The organism is Pseudomonas sp. SDO5522_S412, from assembly GCF_054071215.1.
The window spans coordinates 1-20,508 of the sequence record NZ_JBSVWQ010000023.1; the positions used below are offsets into that span (position 1 = coordinate 1).

The following is a 20,508-nucleotide window of genomic DNA, read 5'->3' on the forward strand; positions in this document are numbered from 1 at the left end:
TTTGCTTACTTTTGCGCTTTTCAAAAGTGAGCCGCTGTAAGAGCGGAACCGATATAAGCCATCACCCAAATAACGGATATGCACACACCACAAGCGAGCAAAAAAAAAGCCCCGCGACCGAATGACGGCACGGGACTAAAAATTGGCTGGATGCGACCAACCAAAGGAGCTCTTTAAGTCAAATCACTTGGCACTGGCAATCGTGGTACTCGGCTGCCACCCACCGCCCAACGCCTTGTAGATCGCGACGATCCCACGATACAGATCCACTTCGGCCTGAGCCTGGGAGTCCTCGGCGGCCAAACGCTCACGCTGCGCGTCCAGCAACACCAGGAAGTCCACCGTCCCTTCGCGGTAACGAATCTCCGCCAGATCCGCAGCAGCCCGGCTCGACTCACTCTGACGAATCAGCGAGACCAACCGCTGCTGGCGTTTGCCGTAATCACTGAAGGCATTCTCCGATTCTTCCAGCGCCAGCAACACCTGCTGCTCATAAGTCGCCAGGGCGCCATCCGCTTCGGCATCCGCACCACGCAACCTTGCCCGCACACTGCCCAGGTCAAACGCCGCCCAGGTAATGCTCGGACCCAGCGACCAGGCATTCGCCGCCGCCGACCCAATCTGCGAACCCCGCCCAGCGGTAAACCCGAGGAACCCACTGAGGCTCACCCGCGGAAACAGATCAGCCTTGGCCACCCCAATCCGCGCCGTGGCGGCTGCCAACTTACGCTCGGCACTGAGAATGTCCGGACGACGTTGCAGCAGTTGCCCCGGATCACCAATCGGCAACGCCTTGGCAATCGCCGGCAAATCTTTCGGGCTCAAATCCACGCTCAACTTGTCCGGCCGCTCACCGAGCAGGGTAGCGATACGATTACGCTCGCGAACTTCCTCGGCCTGCAACTGCGGCACACTGGCTTCTACAGCCGCCAGACGCGCATCGGCCCGCACCACATCGAGCTGATCGCCCACACCGGCGTCCCGCAGGCTGACGGTGATGCCGCGCGAATCCTCCTGGTTCTTCAGATTCGCCACCGCGATTTTCTCGCGCAGTTGCGCGCCCCGCAGTTGACCGTAAGCGTCCACCAACTCGGCAATCATCGTCACTTGCAGTTGATACAGGTCTGCCTCGGCAACCTGTTGGTCAGCGTCGCTGGCCTCCAGGTTGCGGCGGATGCGGCCGAACAAGTCCACTTCCCAGGCCATGTCCAGGCCCAGGTCATAACGCTCGCTGTTGACACGTTGGGTGGTCTGGCCGGGGATCTGGCCTTTGCCCACATCGCTGCTGACACGGCTGGTGATCACCGGCATCACGTCATTGGCAGCGTCGTCACGAATCGCCCGGGCTGCCCGCAGGCGGGCAAATGCCACCCGCAGGTCACGGTTACCGTTCAGGGACTGAGTCACCAACTGGTTAAGGGTCGGGTCCTCGAACTGTTGCCACCAGATGCCTTCGAACTTCGCGTGGTCGTACTGCTTGGCGTCGGCGGCGGCCGTTACGTTGGCCGCCTCCAGTGGCTGGGTTTTATAGTCCGGGCCCACGGCACAGGCGCTCAGCGCCAGTACCAGCAAGCTCGGCAAAAATACTTTCACGCTCATTGCTGTGTCTCCAGCTTCAAGGCCTTGGCCGCTTTGCGCGCTTCACCGCGTTCAACAAACCGGCGGATCAGTACATAGAACACTGGCGTCAGCAGCAGACCGAAGAAGGTCACGCCGATCATCCCGGAGAACACCGCCACACCCATGGCATGGCGCATCTCGGCACCGGCACCGCTGGACATCACCAGAGGCACTACACCCATGATGAAGGCGAACGAGGTCATCAGGATCGGCCGCAGACGCAGACGGCAGGCTTCCAGTACCGCAGCGAGCGGATCGAGGCCTTCCTGCTGTTTATCCTTGGCGAACTCGACGATCAGAATCGCGTTCTTACAGGCCAGGCCCACCAGGACGATCAGGCCGATCTGGGTAAAGATGTTGTTGTCGCCACCAGAGATAATCACCCCGGTGATGGCCGACAGCAGGGTCATCGGTACGATCAGGATCACCGCCAGTGGCAGGCTCCAGCTTTCGTATTGGGCGGCCAGTACCAGGAACGCCAGCAGTACGCAGAGCGGGAACACGAACAGCGCAGTGTTGCCCGAGAGGATTTGCTGATAGGTCAGGTCGGTCCACTCGTAGGTCATGCCGTTGGGCAGTTCGTCTTTCAACAGTTTCTCGATCGCCGCCTGGGCCTGGCCGGAGCTGTAGCCCGGTGCGGCGTTGCCGTTGATCTCGGCGGTGATGAAGCCGTTGTAGTGCATCACGCGGTCCGGGCCCGAGGTGTCGCTGACCTTGATGAAGGTCGCCAGGGGAATCATCTCGCCTTTGTTGTTGCGCACTTTCAGCTGGCCGATCTGGTCTTCATCCTGGCGGAACTGTTGCTCAGCCTGCACGTTGACCTGATAGGTGCGCCCGAAGCGGTTGAAGTCGTTGGCATACAACGAGCCCAGGTAGATCTGCAGGGTGTCGAAGATGTCGCTGATCGCCACGCCATGGGTCTTGGCCTTTTCGCGGTCGATGGCAGCATCGACCTGGGGCACGTTGACCGTGTAGCTGGTGAACAGGCCGAACAACTCAGGCACGCCACGGCTCTTGGTAATGATGTTCTGCACTTCTTTGTACAGCTCGTCGTAACCCAGGTTGCCACGGTCTTCGACCTGCAGGCGGAACCCGCCGATCGTACCCAGGCCCTGTACCGGCGGCGGTGGGAAGATCGCCATGTAGGCTTCCTGGATGCTGCTGTACTTGCCATTCAGTGCACCGGCAATCGCACCGGCAGACAGGCTCGGGTCTTTACGCTCATCGAACGGCTTCAAGGTCACGAACACGATGCCGTTGTTCGGGCTGTTGGTAAAACCGTTGATCGACAAGCCGGGGAAGGCGATCGCGCTTTCCACGCCGGGCTGTTTCATGGCGATGTCGGACATGCGCTTGATCACGTCTTCGGTACGGTCCAGGCTGGCGGCGTCCGGCAATTGCGCGAAGGCCACCAGGTATTGCTTGTCCTGGGCCGGTACGAAACCGGTCGGCGTGTGGGCAAAGCCCATCCAGGTCAGGACCATCAGGCCGGCGTACAGGAACAGCGCGATACCACTGCCGCGGATCACCCGGCGTACCGTGCCGACGTAACCATGGCTGGCCTTGTCGAAGAAGCGGTTGAACGGTTTGAACAACCAGCCGCCCAGCATCCTGTCGAGGAACCTGGAGAACCCGTCTTTCGGCGCGTTGTGGCCTTTGAGCAATACCGCTGCCAGTGCGGGCGACAGGGTCAGCGAGTTGAACGCCGAGATCACGGTCGAGATCGCAATGGTCAAGGCGAACTGCTTGTAGAACTGGCCGGTCAAGCCGCTGATAAATGCCGCTGGAATGAACACCGCACACAGTACCAGCGCGGTCGCGATGATCGGGCCGGTTACTTCGCTCATGGCCTTTTCAGTGGCCGGGAACGGTTCCAGGCCCAATTCGATGTTCCGTTCGACGTTCTCCACCACCACGATGGCGTCGTCCACCACGATACCGATCGCCAACACCAGCCCGAACAGCGACAGCGCGTTGAGCGAGAAGCCAAACAGGTGCATCACCGCAAAGGTACCGATCAACGATACCGGCACCGCCACCAATGGAATGATCGACGCACGCCAGGTCTGCAGGAACAGGATCACCACCAGCACCACCAGGATCAGTGCTTCGAACAGGGTGTGAACCACGGCCTCGATGGAGCCACGTACGAAGACGGTAGGGTCATAGGCGATGCGGTAATCCATGCCCTCCGGGAAGCTCTGTTTCAGCTCCGCCATCTTGGCGCGCACTTCATTGGAGATGTCGATTGCGTTGGAGCCCGGGCGCTGGAAGATCGGGATCGCCACGGCCGGCTGGTTGTCGATCAACGAGCGCAGGGCGTACTGGCTGGAGCCCAGCTCAACCCGTGCAATGTCCTTCAAACGCGTGATTTCGCCGTTGGCGCCGGCACGGATGACGATATTCTCGAACTCTTCCTCAGTGACCAGTCGGCCCTGGGTGTTGACCGACAGCTGGAAGCTGGTGTCATTCGGCGCAGGTTGCGCGCCTAAGGCACCGGCCGCCACCTGGCGGTTCTGTTCGCGAATGGCCGTGACCACATCGGTGGCGGTCAGGTTGCGCGAGGCGGTCTTGTTCGGGTCCAGCCACACACGCAGGGAGTAATCGCCCATGCCGAACAGCTGCACATCACCCACGCCGCCCAGCCGTGCCAGCTCATCCTTGATATTGAGGATCGCGTAGTTGGACAGGTAGAGCATGTTGTAGCGCTGGTCGGGGGAGGTGATGTGCACCACCATGGTCAGGTCGGGAGAGGCCTTGTCCACGGTAATACCGATGCGCGTCACTTCCTCGGGCAGTTTGGGCTGAGTCCGGGTTACCCGGTTCTGCACCTGTACCTGCGCGTTATCCAGGTCGGTGCCCAGGGCGAATGTGATGGTCAGGGTCAGCTTGCCGTCGGCGGTTGACTGCGAGGACATGTACAGCATGTTCTCGACGCCGGTGATGGCTTGCTCCAGAGGCGCGGCCACGGTTTCACCGATGACCTTGGGGTTGGCGCCCGGGAAGTTGGCACGGACCACGACGGTCGGCGGCACCACTTCCGGGTATTCACTGATCGGTAGCTGGAACAGTGAAATCGCGCCGGCGATCAGGATCAACAGCGACAGCACCGCTGCGAAGATCGGCCGCGAAATGAAGAACTTGGAAAAATTCATCTTGAGTCGTATCCCTTAACCGCGTGGAGTCGCTGTACTTGCGAGCTTGGGCGCGGCTTTATCCGGCGCCACTTGCTCCAGGTTGCTGGCTTCAAGCGCTTGTCGTTGTTGTGCCAAGGCGGCGAGGGTTTCCTTGCTGGCCATCGGGATGGTTTCCGGTGCAACCGGCGACCCCGGGCGAACGCGCTGCAAACCCTTGACGATGATCGTGTCGTCCTTGGTCAGGCCGCTGCGCACGATGCGCAAACCTTCGATCTTCGGACCCAGCTCCACCGCGCGGTAGGCAGGCTTGTCGCCGTCCATCACCAGCACGAATTTCTTGCCCAGGTCGGTGCCCACGGCTTCGTCGCTGATCAGCACGGCGGAGTAGGTGCCACTGCCTACCAGTTTCAGGCGGGCATACAGGCCTGGGGTGTATTCGCCCTTGCTGTTATCAAACACGGCGCGACCACGAATGGTGCCGGTGGCCGGGTTGACCTGGTTGTCGACGAAGTTCATCTGGCCCAGGTGCGGGTTGCCGTCTTCATTGGACAGGCCCAGGTACACCGGGGTGGTCGCGCCACGGCGACCCTGGCGCGCGAGTTCGGTGTACTTGAGGTACACACGTTCATCGGCGTCGAAGTAGGCGTAGACCTTGTCGGTGGACACCACGCTGGTCAGTGCGGTGACATCGGCGGTCACCAGGTTGCCGGCGGTGATCTCGGCACGGCTGACGCGGCCGCTGATGGGCGAGCTGACACGGGTGAAGCTCAGGTTCAGCTTGGCCAGGTCCAACTGCGCCTGGATGCCGGCGACAGTCGCATGGGCTTCCTGGGCGGCGGTGGTGCGCGAGTCGGCCAGCTCGGCGGAGATCGCATTGCTCTGGCGCAGGCGTTCGCCGCGCTGGGCTTCGTTATCGCTGCGGGTGGCGGCGGCCTTGGTTTGTGCGAGTTGTGCTTCGAGGCGGCGCACTTCGGCCTGGAATGGGCGTGGGTCGATCTGGAACAACAGGTCGCCTTTCTTGACCAAGGCACCTTCGGTGAAGGCGACCTGATCGATCTGGCCCGACACGCGCGGACGGATCTGCACGGTTTCCGGCGCTTCGAGCCGGCCGGTGAATTCGTCCCACTCATTGACCGGTTGTTCCAGCACCTTGGCCACGCTGACGTGGCTTGGTGGCATGGCGGCTGCCTGTTCGGGCGCTTTGCCGCAGGCGCTCATCACCATCACGGCCAAAATGGCCAAGGGATAGCGCAAATGTTTGAGTGACTGTTCCATGAGGTGCATCCGCCAATGTATTTAAGATGGGCGGATCATGCTCGGCAGGGTGCTATCTCACGAATCGAATGAAACAAAGGTAACTATCATTCGGAATGATATAAGCGTAAAGCGAGCCCTCTAGCATGGGGCTTTCGTTAGGGAGCTATCAATGCTGTTGATGACAAAGGACTGTTGCGCAAGATGCAAGGAACAGCGCGCCGCATAAATTGTCGGGCGTGTCTGCTATTCAAATGTACAGAGCGCCGGGTTGGTTGCCGTGCATTCGTTGCCTGACCATGCGCTGCCCAGAGGCCTGGCATTGACCTGGTTTTTCAGGGTCATGCTTACCGGTTCATGGTTCTGATCCAGGTAGTGGCATGCCACAGACGACTGGCCCTGGCTGCTTTGGATCACCGCCTTTTCAAAGTGGACCTGGTGCAGGTCCTTCTGCTCTGTCATCGGGTTTTGCCCGGTCCATTGCCGACCGTCCGTGCCGGACGCGGTGTAGGCGACCACTTCGCCGGTCGGCGTCTTTTTGTACGTATCTTTAAGGGCATCGGTGGGCGGGCAGGCGCCAGTGCCAGCGTAGACGTTGCCCATCAACGCCATCAGGGCAATCACGAGGGCTGAGGTTTTCTTGAGCTGCCTGTTCATCACGCGTGCTCCTGGTCTGGAGTAACTGTGAGGTAAAGACTAGCCCAAACAGGCAACGCCGGAAGGTGCTAAATCCACACGTCGTTGATTGCCGTGCGCTCGCCACCCTCGCTGCCGGTGTTCAGCACGCCGCAGGGTTCGATCAACAGCAACTTCACCTCACCCAATGCGTGCGGCTTGTGCTCGACGCCCTTGGGCACCACGTACATTTCCCCTTGGCCGATGGTCACCGCGCCGTCGCGGAAGTCGATGCGCAGGGTGCCTTCGAGGACGATAAAGGTTTCATCGGTGTCGGCATGGTCGTGCCAGATGAAGTCACCTTCGATCTTCACCACCTTGAACTGGTAGTCGTTCATCTGCGCGACGACCTTGGGCGCCCATTGCTCGCTGAACAGGGCGTATTTCTGGGCGAAGTTGATCGAGGCGTAATTCGTCGAAGCGTGGGAGGCGGGCATTGTAGGTTCCAGGGTTTCAGGACATTGGAGCCTTAAGTTAGGCCTAACGGCCGGCCGGATATTGAATGATCGTGCAGCGCGCGACGGTCCTGGGTGTGTGCAACTGTTGGCTGGGCAACAGCAGTCGGACAGTTGTGGTTTGCTCGAGACAGCAAGGCCTTGCCCATTGTTTTTATCACGTTGATTTTATTGAAAATAATTTATGGCATGGGCTCTGCAATGCACACAGGTGAACCCTTTCACCCGTTGCTCAGCGGAGCCCTGTATGCCTTGCACCTTTTTCTCGCGTTCACGTTACATCTTGCTCGGCGCAGCGTTGTTGCTGGGCCACGCCGCCGTGTCCCAGGCCGCCGGGGGCGATGACGCGGTGCCGTCCCTGGCCGGCAAGCGCATTGCCGTGAGCATGACCGGCACCAGTCACTACTTCGATATCAAGGCCTTCCAGGCCCAGGTCGATGAGATCAAGCGCCTCGGCGGCACGCCGATCACCCTGGATGCAGGGCGCAATGACAAGAACCTGGTGACCCAACTGCAAACCGTGGTCACCCAGAAACCCGATGCGGTGATCCAGACCCTCGGCACCCTGAGCGTGATCGACCCGTGGCTCAAGCGCATCAGCAAGGCCGGCATCCCGCTGTTCACCATCGACGCGCCGTCGCAGTACAGCCTCAACAACACCACCTCGGATAACGTCGCCACCGGCAAGGCCCTGGCCGATCAGTTGATCAAGGATGCCGGCGGCAAGGGCAAGATCCTGGTGTTCAACGGCTTCTACGGCGTGCCGGTGTGCGCGATTCGCTACGACCAGTTGAAGCTGGCGCTCAAGGATCACCCGCAACTGGAAATCATCGAGCCGCAGCTGCGGGATGTGATCCCCAACACCGTGCAGGATGCCTATTCCCAGGTGTCCGCATTGCTCAACAAGTACCCGGCCGGCAGTGTCTCGGCGATCTGGGCGGCGTGGGACATTCCGCAACTGGGGGCAAGCAAGGCGTTGATCGACGCCAAGCGCACCGAGATCAAGACCTACGGCGTGGACGGTACGCCGGAGGTGCTGGAGCTGCTCGGCCAGGCCAATTCGCCGGTGGGCGCGGTAGTCGCCCAGCAACCGGCGCTGATCGGCAAGACTGCTGTGCAGAACGTGGCCCGCTACCTGGCCGGGCAGCGTGACCTGCCCAAGGAAACCCATGTGCCGACGCTGCTGACCACCGCCGCCAACCTGGCGCAGGTCCAGCAACTGCGGGGTGATTGATGGCCGCGTTGCACTTGCAGCACCTGCGCAAACGCTTCGGCGCCACCCTGGCGCTGGATGATGCGAGCCTGAAGGTCGAGCGCGGCACCATTCACGGCCTGGTTGGCGAGAACGGTGCCGGCAAGTCGACCTTGATCAAGGTCCTGGCGGGGATCCACAAAGCGGACTCGGGGCAGGTGAGCATTGACGGCCAGCCGTATGCCGCACTGTCGCCGCGCCAGGTGGACGCGCTGGGCGTGCAGTTCATCCATCAGGAGCGGCTGTTGCCGGCGAGTTTTACCGTGGGCGAGGCGTTGTTTTTCGGCCATGAATTACGCCGTGGTCCGTTTGTCGACCGGCGCCGGCAGCAGCGCGAGGCCGAACGTTTGCTGGCGGAATATTTTGAGCTGCAACTGCCCGCCGACGCGTTGGTAGGCGAGCTGAACAGCGCCGAGCGCCAGGTGCTGCAAATCACCCGGGCGTTGATTCGCCAGCCGAAGATCCTGGTGTTCGACGAGCCCAGCGTGGCGCTGGTCAAGCGCGAAGTCGACCAGCTGCTGCGGATCGTCAAGCGCCTGCGGGACCAGGGTTTGTCGATCCTCTACATCTCCCATTACCTGCAGGAAATCGACAGCCTGTGCGATGAAGTGACGGTGTTGCGCAATGGTCGAGATGTGGCCGTGGTTGAGCCACGGCACACCTCCAGCGCGCAGATTGCGCGGTTGATGGTCAACCGCGAGGTCCAGGAGATGTACCCCAAGGCGCAGGTCGAGCTCGGCGAACCATTGCTGCAGGTGCGCGGGCTGAGCCTGGCCCGGCGCTACCGGCAGATCGACCTGGAATTGCGTCGGGGCGAGATCGTCGGCCTCACCGGGCTGGTCGGGTCGGGCGCCAAGGACCTGCTCAAGACCCTGTTCGGTGTGGTGCGCGCCGACAGCGGCAGCATTCATCTGGAGGGGCGTTTGTTGCGCCTGCGTTCACCCGGAGAAGCCATTGCCCAAGGGATTGCACTGGTGCCGGAAGAACGCCGCAGCCAGGGGATTTCACCGCTGCTGTCGGTGCTGGAAAACCTCACGCTCGCCGGGCTTGGGCGTTTCAGTCGCTGGGGGTTACTGAGCCAGCGTAAGGAGCAGGCCGAAAGCCTGCGGCTGATCGACGAGTTGGCGATCAAGACGCCGGGCCCGCAGGCTGCCGTCAGCCAGCTCAGCGGCGGCAACCAGCAGAAAGTCGCCCTGGGCAAATGGCTGAGCCGGCGCTCGGCGGTGTACCTGTTGGACGAACCGTGCGTAGGTGTGGACGTCGGCGCCAAGGTCGAGATTTATCGCGTGATCGGGCGGCTGGTGGAAGAGGGCGCAGCGGTGCTGGTGCTGTCTTCGGATTTGCCCGAACTGCTGGGGATCTGCGACCGCATCCTGGTGCTGCATCGCGGTGAAATAGCCGGGGAGTTCCATGCCGGTGAGGCGGACAGTGATCAACTGTTGGCGTGTGCCACGGGTGCGGTGCAGTCCACAGTGGCTGTGCAGGTGAAACAGGAGGTGGCGCATGTCCCTGCTTGAAGCTGCTACCCCTGGCTTGTCCCAACGGTTATGGGTACTGCTGTTGCGGCGCGGCTCGGTGGGCGTATTCCTCGCGATTTTGCTGGGCTTTGCCGTCGCCGCGCCGAACTTCTTTTCAGTCGGCAATATCGCGAATGTGTTCAGCCAGTCGGCGATCCTCGGCGTACTTGCCTTCGGCCTGACCTGCGTGATTATCGGCGGCGGCTCCAACGTGGTGGCGGGCGGGCTTGATCTGTCGCTGGCGGCCAATTTGGGCTTGTGCGCGGCCGTGTTCAGTCGACTCAACAACGCAGGCCTCGACCTGTGGGCAAGCCTGCTGCTGACCTTGGGTTGCGGCCTGGCGGTGGGCCTGCTCAATGGCCTGGCCGTGGTGGTGCTGCGCTTGCCACCGTTGCTCGCAACGCTGGCAAGCATGAATGTACTGGCCGGGCTGGAGCTGGTCCTCACCGAAAACACCGTGGTCTCGACTGACTCACCGTTGCTCGACCTGCTCAGTGGCGGGACCTGGCTGGGCGTGCCGGCACTCGCCTGGGTGTTGCTGGTGACGGCCTTTGTGTTGACGCTGCTGATCCAGCACACCGCCTATGGGCTGCGCCTGCATGCCGTCGGCGAGTACCCGCACGCCGCCGAGGCCGCCGGGATTCGAGTGCCGGCTTACGTACTCTCCAGTTATTTGCTGTCTGGGCTGTGTGCCGCGGTGGCGGCGTTGTGTTCAGCGGCATTTTTCAGCGGCAGCACCACCGGCTCCGGTGACATGCTGTTGTCGGTGGTCGCCATAGCCTTTCTTGGCGTGGTGTTTTCCCGGCGACTGGTGGCAAGCATCCCCGGCACCTTGCTCGCGACGCTGTTGATCGGCTTTTTGATCAACGGGTTTCAGTTGCTCAACGTATCGAGCTTCTGGGTCAACGGTGTCCAGGGCGTGCTGATTCTGCTGGTGGTCGCCGCTTCCAGCGCATTGAACCGGGGAGAACATTCATGAGTCAGGTATCCATCCTGCAAGCCCATGGCGGCTGGCGTTCGCTGTTGCCCCTGACGTTGCCGCTGGTGTTCGTGGCCATCGTGGTGGTGTTTGCCTGGCAGGCCCCGGGGTTTCTCAGTGGCGGCAACCTGAAAAGCCTGGTGCTGAATAACTTCGTGCTGCTGGCGATTGTTGCGATCGGCATGACCTATGCGGTGGCGGCCGGTGGCATCGATCTGTCGGTAGGCACCGCGCTGGATTTCGCCAGCTTCAGCTTCGTGGTGTTGCTTAACGCCGGGCACGGGCTGGGTGTGGCGATTGCCGGTGCGTTGGCCGCCGGGCTGCTGGTAGGGCTGTTCAATGCCGGCTTGATCGCGGGGCTGCGGATCAGCCCGTTCCTGGCCACCCTCGGCACCTTGTTTATCGGCACCAGTGCCCAGCAACTGCTCTCGGACGGCGGCCAGCCAATTTATATCGCCCAGGGTTTCAAGCCGGAACTGGCGAGCTTCAGCCCTTTGGGCGTGCCCTTGCCGCTGTTGATCGTGCTGGTATTGGCCGTGGTCTACGGCCTGTTGCTGGCCCGTGGACGCCTGGGGCGCGAACTGCTGGCCCAGGGTAACCAGCCGCTGCTGGCGTATTACTCGGGGTTGTCGGTGCGGCGCATCGTCACCACCACGGTGCTGGCGGCGGCGCTGGCGTGCGCGGTGGCGGGGATCCTGCTCAGTTCGACGGTGAGCGCCTACGTGCCGCTGTCGGGCAATGCGTTCCTGCTGAATGCGATTGGTGCGGTGTTTATCGGCACCACATTGAACCGCCAGGGCCGCGCGAATATTCCGGGCACGTTGCTGGGGGTGCTGTTCATCAACGTCATCGCCAATGGCTTGCTGTTGATCGGCTGGAACTTCTACTGGCAGCAGGTGGCAACCGGCGTGCTGATTTTTATCGTGCTGGCCTTCAGTTTTGTCAGCCGCAGGATTGCGCAGAACACCTGAGGCGCCGCGCCCCAGGTGTGGGTCTGCCCTTTACTTTTCCCAGTCGGCCTTGGCAATCAACAGGCCATGGTTGCCGTTATAGGCGGCGCGCTCGGGTTGTTTCCAGCCCTCCAGCAGCGCGTCGTCGAGGCGGTAGATTTCCACCCCCAGCGGACGGCAGACCTTCAACGGGTCTTCCGCATCCGGGCCCCACATCGGCAGCGACAGGTCGCCACCGGGGCAGGTGGAGAGGGCACACAGCAGGTCGATTTCGGCGAAGAACTCCAGATAGTCGCCCTGCTTGGCCGGGCAGGCTTTCATGAAGTACATGTCGTCGTGATTGAGGCCGGTGCACTGGAAAATGTTCAGCACGTCGTGCACGTCGAACTCGGTCAGGCCATGGGGCAGCACGGCGCGGGTCAGGTTGGAGTGGCAGTGGTGGTGGAAGTCTTCGCCCGTGAGCATCTTGTTCACGTAAGGGTCGCAGCGCGTGCCCAGCAAGTCATGCAGGCGCCCGCCGTGTTCGTCGATGCCATAGCCGGCCAGGCTGTCATCGGTGATGGTGACCATCGGCCGCAAAAACGGCAGGTTCGACCACAGGCGGTCGTAGGTGGTGACGTGCGCGCCTTGCAGCTGGCGGGTGCGTGCCGCCCACATGCGTTCGCGGGGGTCGTTGGCGCTCCACACGTTGAAGTCGCCGACCTGCGGGCCAACCGGCGTGGTCACGCGGAACACATGGCCTGCCGGTACTTTCCAGGCGCGGCCGGTGCGGATCGGCACTTCGAATTGCTCGATCAGGGTGCGGCCGTCCCGGGACTCGCGCACGCGGTCATAGAAGGCTTTGTCGACCTGCAAGGCAGCGCCTTTGCTGACTTGGTAGGCCGCTGGGTAGTCCTTGTACATGGTGGGTCCTCGCTTCAGGGTTTTGGAATGCTGCTCAGGATGTCCAGCAGCAGCGATTCGGAGTCATTGAGGTAGCTGGCCAGGGCTTCGCCGGCGGCTTGCTTGTGGCCGTCAACCAGCAAGTCGTGAATCTGCCGGTCGCGCTCCAGCCAGGGCTTCTGGAAGGTTTCCTCGCTGGGCGCGTTGGAAAACACCAGGCGCATCTGGGCTGCAATATGGGTAAAAAACTCGTCCAGCAACGGGCTGCGCATCAGCCCGACAATGTGTTGATGAAAGCGCAGGCTGTGGGTGCCGAAGGCTTGCCAGTTCTCGCGGTCCTGGGCCAGTTGCGCGGCCTCGATGGACTCCAGCATCAGGTCGGACTGGTATTCGCGCAGCGGCTTGCTGGCGGCGATGGCTTGAAGTTCCAGGGTGCGTCGCACCTTGAAGATGTCACGCACTTCCTCCACCCCCAGGCGGCGCACGATCACGCCTTTGTTGCGCACGTAGCTGGTCAGGCCTTCGCGGCCCAGGTGGTGCAAGGCTTCACGCACCGTGTTGCGCGAGGCGTTGTAGGCATTCACCAGTTCGCTTTCCACCAGCGGCATGCCGGGCAGCAGGCGGCCGCCGATGATGTCTTCGCGCAGTTCGATGGCAACCTGGTCGGCCAGCGACAGGCTGGGTTCCTTGGCTTGGCTCACGTCGGGGCTCCTTGGGCTCACGCCAGTTGGACGTCTTTGAGGAACTTGGTCATGCGTTCACTGCGTTGCTCGAGCATGTCACGCGGTGCGGCGTCCTGGATAATCTCGCCGCCCTCCATGAACACCACGCGATCGGAGAGCTTGAACGCGAAGTTCATTTCATGGGTCACGATGACCATGGTCATGCCCTCGCGAGCCAATTCCTCGATTACCGCCAGTACGTCGCCCACCAGTTCCGGGTCGAGGGCCGAGGTGGGTTCATCGAACAGCATCACCGAGGGCCGCATCGCCAGGGCGCGGGCAATCGCCACCCGTTGCTGTTGCCCGCCGGATAGCTGGTGCGGGTATTTGCCGGCGTGCTCCAGCATGCCGACCTTGCGCAACAGGGCCAGGCTCAACAGGCGCAGTTCTTCGCCGCTACCATGGGCATGGTAGACCGGCGCGAGCATCACGTTCTCAAGGGCGGTTTTATGCGGGAACAGGTTGAACCCCTGGAACACCATGCCGACATGCACGATGCCGCGCATATGCACCTTGTGCCCCAGCGCGCCTTGCGGCTCCTGGCTGCCACGCAGGAACGGCTGGCCTTGCAGGGTGATTTCGCCACGGTCGAGGCTTTCGAGGCCGTTCATGGTACGAATCAGCGTGGTCTTGCCAGAGCCTGACGGGCCGATGATCGACACCACCTCGCCCCAGCGCACATTCAGTTCGACGCCCTTGAGCACTTCCAGCTCGCCATAGGCCTTGCGCACCCCGCGAGCCTGCAAGGCAAACTCACCGGGCTCGGCCTGGCCGGGGGCACGACGCGTCGCCACTTGGTCGAGCACGGCGGGGGCGATGGCCTTGGGTTTGCGCCGGGTCACGTCCAGATGATTCTCCAGCACCCGCAACAGCCAACTGAACACCGTCACGATGAACACGTAATAGAACGCCACGGCCAGCATGGTCTCCATCACCAGGAAGTTCTGGGTGTAGAGTTGTTGGCCCACCAGCAGAATTTCCGAAAGCGAAATCACCGACACCAGCGAGGTGAGCTTGACGATGGTGATGTATTCGTTGGCCAGTGTCGGCAACGCAACCCGCAGCGCCTGCGGCACCACAATCAACCGCTGCACGCCGCGATAACCCACGCCCAGCGCCTTGCCGGCTTCGCGCTGCCCCTTGACCACCGCCAGCAGGCCGCCCCGATGGATCTCGGCGATGTAGGCCGCCTCACTCAGCACCAGGGCGATCAGGCCCGCGGAGTAGGGGTTGGACAACACCACGCTGGTGGACGGAAACACCTGCGGCAGGTTGTAGACGAAGATCAACAGCACCAGCAACGGCAGGCTGCGGAAGAACCAGATGTAGACGCCAGCGGAGTCCCGCAGCCAGCGGCGCTCCGACTGCCGCGCCAGGGCCAGGAAAAACCCCAGCACAATGCCCAGCAGCCAGGTTTCCAGGCTCAGTTCGACCACGGTGCCGACGGCTCGCCAGAAGTCGCCGTTCCATAACAAGCCCAGGGTGTAGTGCCAATCGAATTGCATAAAGGTGCTCCGCGTTTCAGTTACCCAGTGCCGCACTGATCTCGGCGGCGTTCGGCTCGGCCAGGTTGTAGCGCGCCAGCAGCTTGCCGTAGCTGCCGTCCTGCCTGATCTGGCTCAGGGCGCCGGTCAGCGCCTGGAGCAGTGCCGGGTTTTCCTTGCGCACGGCCAGGCCGACCACCACCGGGTAGATCAACTCGCTGGAGCTGATCACGGTTTTGCCTTGCAGTTTTTCCACGGTGATCTTGGCGACCGCCGCGTCTTCCATCTGCACGTCCACCGCCTGGGCGAGCAGGGCCTGGGCGGCCTCCGGGGACGTCGGGAACTCACGCGACTCGATCGCCGGCTTGCCCGCAGGGAGGCAGTAGTCCGCCGAAACCTTGTTCAGCTTTGGCACCCACGACGCGCCCTTGATCGACCCGACGCGCTTGCCGCACAGGTCTTCCGGGCGCTGGGGCTTGAAGTCGCCGGTGCTGAGCACCATCAGCGAAGAACCGGTCTTCAGGTAGCTGAGGAAATCCACCTGTTTGGCGCGCTCGGGGGTGACGTACAGCGCCGAGGCCACCACGTCGAAACGCCGGGCGTTGACGCCGAGGATCAGGTTGGCGAAACGGGTGTCGAGAAAACGTGGTTTGAGCCCCAGTTGCTTGCCCATCAGTTGCATGAACTCCGGGTCGAAACCGGCCGGGGTCTTTTGCTCAAGGTAGGTGTAAGGCGGGTAGGTGAGGTCGGAGCCGATGGACAGCTCGCCCGGTTTCAGGGTGCCCTTGATTTCGGCAGCCGACAGCAGCGGCGTCACGCACGCCAGGGTGATCGCTAGCCCCAATGTGCGCAGGGTGTTCTTGCCCGTCAGACCTTTTTGCATGTTCGTCGCCTCGGTTGCTGGATGCAGGGAGATTTGGATTGTTCAACAATCCTGTATCAGCTATTAAGCGGTTATCGTGCCAACTAATGACTTTTTCAGGTTTTTGATGGGTTTTGACGCGTGAGACAGCCGTTTTTTGTAAGCGCGCACCCCAATTCGGGGCAATTCGTTACCGGGCGCCACGTTGTGAGGCAGGCATTTCGCGGACCATAAAGGACGCACTTATTGATAAAGTGCCGATTCGAAACCATGAGTGAACAGCAATGACGTCGACCTCCCAACGCCGCTCAACCCTGATTGCCTTGTTGGTCGCCGTCACCTTCTTCATGGAGAACCTCGATGCCACCGTGATCGCGACCGCGTTGCCGGACATCGCCAAAACCTTCGGCGTGGGCGCGGTGGACGTGAACATCGGCATGAGCGCCTACATGCTCGCCGTCGCGGTGTTCATTCCCATCAGCGGCTGGCTGGCCGACCGCTTTGGCTCGCGGCGGGTATTCGGTTGGGCAATCGTGCTGTTCAGCCTGTCGTCACTGCTGTGCGGGTGGAGCGACAGCCTGCAGACCTTCGTCGCCGCGCGCGTGTTGCAGGGCATCAGCGGCGCGATGATGGTGCCGGTGGGGCGCCTGGCGGTGCTGCGGGCTACCGAGAAAAAAGACCTGGTGCGGGCGATTTCATTCATTACCTGGCCCGGCCTGGTGGCGCCGATACTCGGGCCGCCGGTGGGCGGGTTTATCGTTACCCACGCGTCCTGGCCGTGGATTTTCTACCTCAACCTGCCGCTGGGCCTGCTGGCGCTGATTGCCACGCTGGTACTGATCCCCAAACACGACGAGGTGACGTCCCGCTCATTCGATTTCAGCGGCTTCCTGCTGGTGGGCGTCGCCAGCGCGGCGCTGTTGTACGGCGTGGAACTGCTCGGGCAAAGCCGTGGCAGCTTGTTGCAGGGCCTGTTACTCAGCGCTGCAGGCGTGATGCTCGGTGCCTTTGCCTGGCGCCATATGCGCCGGCATGCCCAACCATTGCTGGCGCTGGGTGTGGTGAGTGTGCGCACGTTCAGTGTGTGCCTGTGCGGCGGGTCGATTTTCCGGGTGGCCATCAGCACCTTGCCGTTCCTGCTGCCGCTGATGTTTCAACTGGCGTTCGGCCTTTCTGCATTCGATGCGGGGTTGCTGGTGCTCGCGGTATTTGCCGGCAACCTGGCGATGAAGCCGTTCACCACGGCGGTGATGCAGCGCTGGGGCTTTCGCTCGGTGCTGATGATCAACGGCATCCTTGGCGTGCTCGCGATTGCGGCCTGTGCGCTGCTGGACGAGCGCATGAGCTGGGCGCTGATCCTGTTCATTCTGTTCGTGGGTGGCCTGTCACGCTCCATGCAGTTCACCTTGTTCAACACCCTGGGGTTCGCTGATATACCCAAGGCGCAGATGAGCGACGCCTCAACCTTGTTCAGCATGTTCTTCCAGCTGAGCATGGCCATGGGCGTGGCGATTGGCGCGCTGTTGTTACGTTTTGCCATGAATTTTCACGGCAATACCGGGCAGGCCGCCACCGCCGATTTCCAGCTGACGTTTCTCCTAGTGGCGGTGATCGCCGGCGTGGCGCTGCTGGATAACCTGCGGCTGCCGCCCCAGGCCGGTGAGTCGGTTTTGCAGCGAAAGTGAACCCACGATACCTTCGGGGTATGAAGCAACACCTATTGAATATTGGACGGCTTGCGTCCCCCGCATCACTCTGCGGTGAAGTACATACGCAGGGCCCATAACAATAAAAGGCGCAACCATGACCGTGCTATTGAGTGAGCGCAGCCAGATTTTCGACCGTGCAGATGCCTATGCCGTGTCCGACTACGTCAACCAGCATGTCGGCAGCCACTGCATCCGCCTGCCGCCCAAGGGCCGCCCGCAGGCGAGCATCAGCCACCGGACCTTTTCCAGCCTGGACCTGTGCCGCATCAGCTACGGCGCGCCGGTGCGGGTGACCTCGGTGGCGCTGGAAACCATCTATCACCTGCAGATCCTGCTGCACGGCCACTGCCGCTCGAGCTCCCGTGGCGAAGAACAGGTGTTGGGCCCCGGCGAAGTGCTGCTGATCAACCCGGATGACCCGGTAGACCTGACCTATTCCGCCGACTGCGAAAAATTCATCGTCAAGGTGCCCGTGCGCCTGCTGGAAAACGCCTGCCTTGAGCAGCACTGGACGTTGCCGCAGCCGGGCATCCGTTTTGCGGCGCCGCGCCACGCACTTGCCGAAATGGGTGGGTTCCTGCAATTGCTGGGGCTGATCTGCCATGAGGCAGAAAACGCCGCCGAACCCGAAGTGCAGGGCCTGTACGAGCGCATTGTGGCGAACAAGCTGTTGGCGCTGCTGGCCAGCAACGTCCTGCGGGTGATTCCGCGACCGGATCAGGGTGGGGGCTTTGAAGCCGTGCGTCAGTTCATCGAGGAGCACCTGGCCGACGACATCAGCGTCGAACAACTGATGGCCATCGCCAGGGTCAGCGAGCGTTCGTTGTATACCTTGTTTGAACGCCAGGTCGGCCTGTCACCCCGTGACTACATGCGCCAGCGCAAGCTGGAGCGGGTGCACGCCATGCTGCAACTGGCCACGGCGCGCAGCGTGACGGAGGTGGCGCTGGATCATGGGTTTGTGCATTTGGGGCGGTTCTCCGAGGCCTATCGCAAACGCTTTGGCGAGCTGCCCTCGCAAACGTGGAAGCGCCGGCTCGCGCCAGGCGGATAACGAATTGCAGTCAGCGGATATTGAGGGGTAGGGCAAGCACATAAGGTGGGGGGGCCTGATACAAGAACAACCGAGGGCCTACCCCATGATCAGCACATTCGACCGACTCGCCCGACAATTGCGCGACTCCGTCCAGGAAGATCCCGCCACTGGGGTGTTCCGCTGCCGCCGCGACATCTTTACCGACCCCGACCTGTTTGCCCTGGAAATGAAGCACATTTTCGAAGGCGGTTGGGTCTACCTGGCACACGAAAGCCAGGTGCCGGAGATCAACGACTACTTCACCACCTGGATCGGCCGCCAGCCCGTGGTCATCACCCGTGACAAACACGGCACGCTGCACGGCCTGGTCAACGCCTGCGCCCACCGTGGCGCGATGCTCTGCCGCCGTAAACAAGGCAACAAAGGCTCGTTTACCTGCCCGTTCCACGGCTGGACCTTCAGCAACGCCGGCAAGCTGCTCAAAGTGAAGGACGCCAAGACCGGCGCCTACCCCGACAGCTTCGACTGTGACGGCTCCCACGACTTGAAACGCCTTGGTCGCTTCGAAAACTATCGCGGCTTCCTGTTCGGCAGCCTCAGCGAGACGGTGCCGGAGCTGAGCGACTACCTGGGTGAGACCCGGGTGATCATCGACCAGATGGTCGACCAGGCCCCGCTGGGGCTGGAGGTGCTGCGGGGCAGTTCGTCATATGTGTATGACGGCAACTGGAAGCTGCAGATCGAAAACGGCGCCGACGGTTATCACGTCAGCTCCGTGCACTGGAACTACTCGGCGACCATGGGCCGGCGCAATTACGAAGCCGAAGGCACGCGCACCGTGGATGCCAATGGCTGGTCGAAAAGCCTGGGCGGCGTGTACGCCTACGAGCATGGCCATATCCTGCTGTGGACGCGCCTGCTCAACCCCGAAGTGCGTCCGGTGCATGCCCATCGCGAGGCGCTGGCCGAGCGCCTGGGCCAGGAACGCGCCGATTTTATCGTCGACCAAACCCGCAACCTGTGCCTCTACCCGAATGTGTACCTGATGGACCAGTTCTCCACGCAGATCCGCGTGGTACGGCCAATCGCGGTCGACAAGACCGAAGTCACGATCTATTGCATGGCGCCCAAGGGCGAAAGTGCCGAGGAACGCACCACGCGCATCCGCCAGTACGAAGATTTCTTCAACGTCAGCGGCATGGGTACACCGGACGATCTGGAAGAGTTCCGCGCCTGCCAGACCGGCTACCAGGGTGCGACCACCTTGTGGAATGACCTCAGCCGCGGCGCCAAACAGTGGGTCGAAGGCCCTGACGAAAACGCCCGGGCCATGGGCATGAATCCGCAGCTCAGTGGCGTCAAGACCGAGGACGAAGGCCTGTTCGTGCGCCAGCACGCCCACTGGGCCCAGAGCCTGCAACGCGCTATCGAACGGGAGCAGCAAGGCTTGATCGCGACGGACAAGGAGGTGCTGGCATGAGTGCTTCCCGTGACCGCCTGCTGGACTTTCTGTACCGCGAAGCCCGCCTGCTGGATGACCGCCAGTGGGATGAGTGGCTCGAATGCTATTCACCCAAGGTCGAGTACTGGATGCCGGCCTGGGACGACCACGACACGCTGACCGAAGACCCCCAGAGCGAAATCTCGCTGATCTATTACCCCAGCCGCGACGGCCTGGAAGACCGGGTGTTCCGGATCAAGACCGAGCGCTCCAGCGCCAGCACCCCGGAGCCGCGCACCGCGCACCTGATCACCAACCTCGAAGTGCTGGCCGACGACGGGCAGCACGTGGAGTTGCGTTTCAACTGGCAAACCCTCAGCCATCGCTACAAGACCACGGATACGTACTTCGGTACCTCGTTCTATCGCCTCGATATCCGCGCCGAACAGCCGCTGATCACGCGCAAGAAGGTGGTGCTGAAAAACGACTACATCCATCAGGTCATCGATATCTACCACATCTGAGGACACGCC

17 protein-coding genes are annotated in these 20,508 nt (G+C 62.0%); 8 read left to right on the plus strand and 9 right to left on the minus strand.

Translation table 11 applies throughout. The features are described from left to right. Positions 1-183 precede the first annotated feature (183 nt). The 5 genes from ACW9I6_RS07955 to ACW9I6_RS07975 all read right to left on the minus strand — a co-directional run bounded on the left by ACW9I6_RS07955 (position 184) and on the right by ACW9I6_RS07975 (position 7,123). Positions 184-1,599, minus strand: coding sequence for an efflux transporter outer membrane subunit (locus tag ACW9I6_RS07955; protein WP_177069490.1), 1,416 nt, complete (start codon positions 1,597-1,599; stop codon positions 184-186). Beyond that, positions 1,596-4,775, minus strand: coding sequence for an efflux RND transporter permease subunit (locus tag ACW9I6_RS07960; RefSeq protein ID WP_003210869.1), 3,180 nt, complete (start codon positions 4,773-4,775; stop codon positions 1,596-1,598). Before ACW9I6_RS07960 ends, ACW9I6_RS07955 begins: the two co-directional genes overlap by 4 nt. Positions 4,776-4,790: 15 nt before the next feature. Next, a complete protein-coding gene (mexE, locus tag ACW9I6_RS07965) occupies positions 4,791-6,032 on the minus strand; it encodes a multidrug efflux RND transporter periplasmic adaptor subunit MexE (RefSeq protein ID WP_008433857.1) in 1,242 nt (413 codons plus the stop codon). Between the two features lie 225 nt (positions 6,033-6,257). Further along, positions 6,258-6,668 (minus strand): hypothetical protein, encoded by a 411-nt coding sequence (locus tag ACW9I6_RS07970; RefSeq protein WP_457339138.1) that lies wholly within the window; start codon positions 6,666-6,668, stop codon positions 6,258-6,260. Positions 6,669-6,736: 68 nt separating this feature from the next. Next, on the minus strand, positions 6,737-7,123 hold the full coding sequence (locus ACW9I6_RS07975) for a cupin domain-containing protein (RefSeq protein ID WP_177009926.1): 387 nt from the start codon (positions 7,121-7,123) through the stop codon (positions 6,737-6,739). A 265-nt stretch (positions 7,124-7,388) separates the two neighbouring features. On the opposite strand from ACW9I6_RS07975, the gene ACW9I6_RS07980 reads away from it, so the two are divergent. From ACW9I6_RS07980 to ACW9I6_RS07995, 4 genes are read left to right on the plus strand one after another with little or no spacing between them, the layout of a single operon-like run. After that, positions 7,389-8,375, plus strand: coding sequence for a sugar ABC transporter substrate-binding protein (locus tag ACW9I6_RS07980; protein WP_457339139.1), 987 nt, complete (start codon positions 7,389-7,391; stop codon positions 8,373-8,375). Continuing rightward, complete coding sequence (locus ACW9I6_RS07985; protein WP_457339140.1) at positions 8,375-9,910, plus strand: sugar ABC transporter ATP-binding protein; 1,536 nt, start codon at positions 8,375-8,377, stop codon at positions 9,908-9,910. The genes ACW9I6_RS07980 and ACW9I6_RS07985 overlap by 1 nt, the downstream gene beginning before the upstream one ends. Next, positions 9,897-10,889 carry an ABC transporter permease gene (locus ACW9I6_RS07990; RefSeq protein WP_102369138.1) on the plus strand — a complete coding sequence of 331 codons (993 nt, stop codon included), beginning with the start codon at positions 9,897-9,899 and terminating at the stop codon, positions 10,887-10,889. Before ACW9I6_RS07985 ends, ACW9I6_RS07990 begins: the two co-directional genes overlap by 14 nt. Beyond that, entirely contained in the window at positions 10,886-11,860 is a 975-nt protein-coding gene (locus ACW9I6_RS07995; RefSeq protein WP_457339141.1) for an ABC transporter permease, read from the plus strand. The genes ACW9I6_RS07990 and ACW9I6_RS07995 overlap by 4 nt, the downstream gene beginning before the upstream one ends. Before the next feature lie 30 nt (positions 11,861-11,890). On the opposite strand, the gene ACW9I6_RS08000 is transcribed toward ACW9I6_RS07995, so the two are convergent. The 4 genes from ACW9I6_RS08000 to ACW9I6_RS08015 are packed head-to-tail and all read right to left on the minus strand — an operon-like array spanning position 11,891 to position 15,810. Next, a complete protein-coding gene (locus tag ACW9I6_RS08000) occupies positions 11,891-12,742 on the minus strand; it encodes an urea carboxylase-associated family protein (protein ID WP_102604621.1) in 852 nt (283 codons plus the stop codon). Between the two features lie 14 nt (positions 12,743-12,756). Then, on the minus strand, positions 12,757-13,422 hold the full coding sequence (locus ACW9I6_RS08005; RefSeq protein ID WP_003210850.1) for a GntR family transcriptional regulator: 666 nt from the start codon (positions 13,420-13,422) through the stop codon (positions 12,757-12,759). A gap of 17 nt (positions 13,423-13,439) precedes the next feature. Then, the gene (locus ACW9I6_RS08010; protein ID WP_102369136.1) at positions 13,440-14,948 is read right to left on the minus strand and encodes an amino acid ABC transporter permease/ATP-binding protein; all 1,509 of its coding nucleotides are present in this window, start codon (positions 14,946-14,948) and stop codon (positions 13,440-13,442) included. A 16-nt stretch (positions 14,949-14,964) separates the two neighbouring features. Then, entirely contained in the window at positions 14,965-15,810 is an 846-nt protein-coding gene (locus tag ACW9I6_RS08015) for an ABC transporter substrate-binding protein (protein WP_457339142.1), read from the minus strand. 263 nt (positions 15,811-16,073) lie between these two features. Here ACW9I6_RS08015 and ACW9I6_RS08020 point away from each other — a divergent pair, with 263 nt between their 5' ends. From ACW9I6_RS08020 to benB, 4 genes are all read left to right on the plus strand, one after another. Continuing rightward, positions 16,074-17,474 carry a DHA2 family efflux MFS transporter permease subunit gene (locus tag ACW9I6_RS08020; protein WP_102604625.1) on the plus strand — a complete coding sequence of 467 codons (1,401 nt, stop codon included), beginning with the start codon at positions 16,074-16,076 and terminating at the stop codon, positions 17,472-17,474. 118 nt (positions 17,475-17,592) lie between these two features. Beyond that, positions 17,593-18,552, plus strand: a complete 960-nt coding sequence (locus tag ACW9I6_RS08025) for an AraC family transcriptional regulator (protein WP_008433834.1) — start codon at positions 17,593-17,595, stop codon at positions 18,550-18,552. Positions 18,553-18,637: 85 nt separating this feature from the next. Continuing rightward, positions 18,638-20,014, plus strand: coding sequence for a Rieske 2Fe-2S domain-containing protein (locus ACW9I6_RS08030; protein ID WP_003210841.1), 1,377 nt, complete (start codon positions 18,638-18,640; stop codon positions 20,012-20,014). Continuing rightward, a complete protein-coding gene (benB, locus tag ACW9I6_RS08035; RefSeq protein WP_008433833.1) occupies positions 20,011-20,499 on the plus strand; it encodes a benzoate 1,2-dioxygenase small subunit in 489 nt (162 codons plus the stop codon). Before ACW9I6_RS08030 ends, benB begins: the two co-directional genes overlap by 4 nt. Positions 20,500-20,508 lie beyond the last annotated feature (9 nt).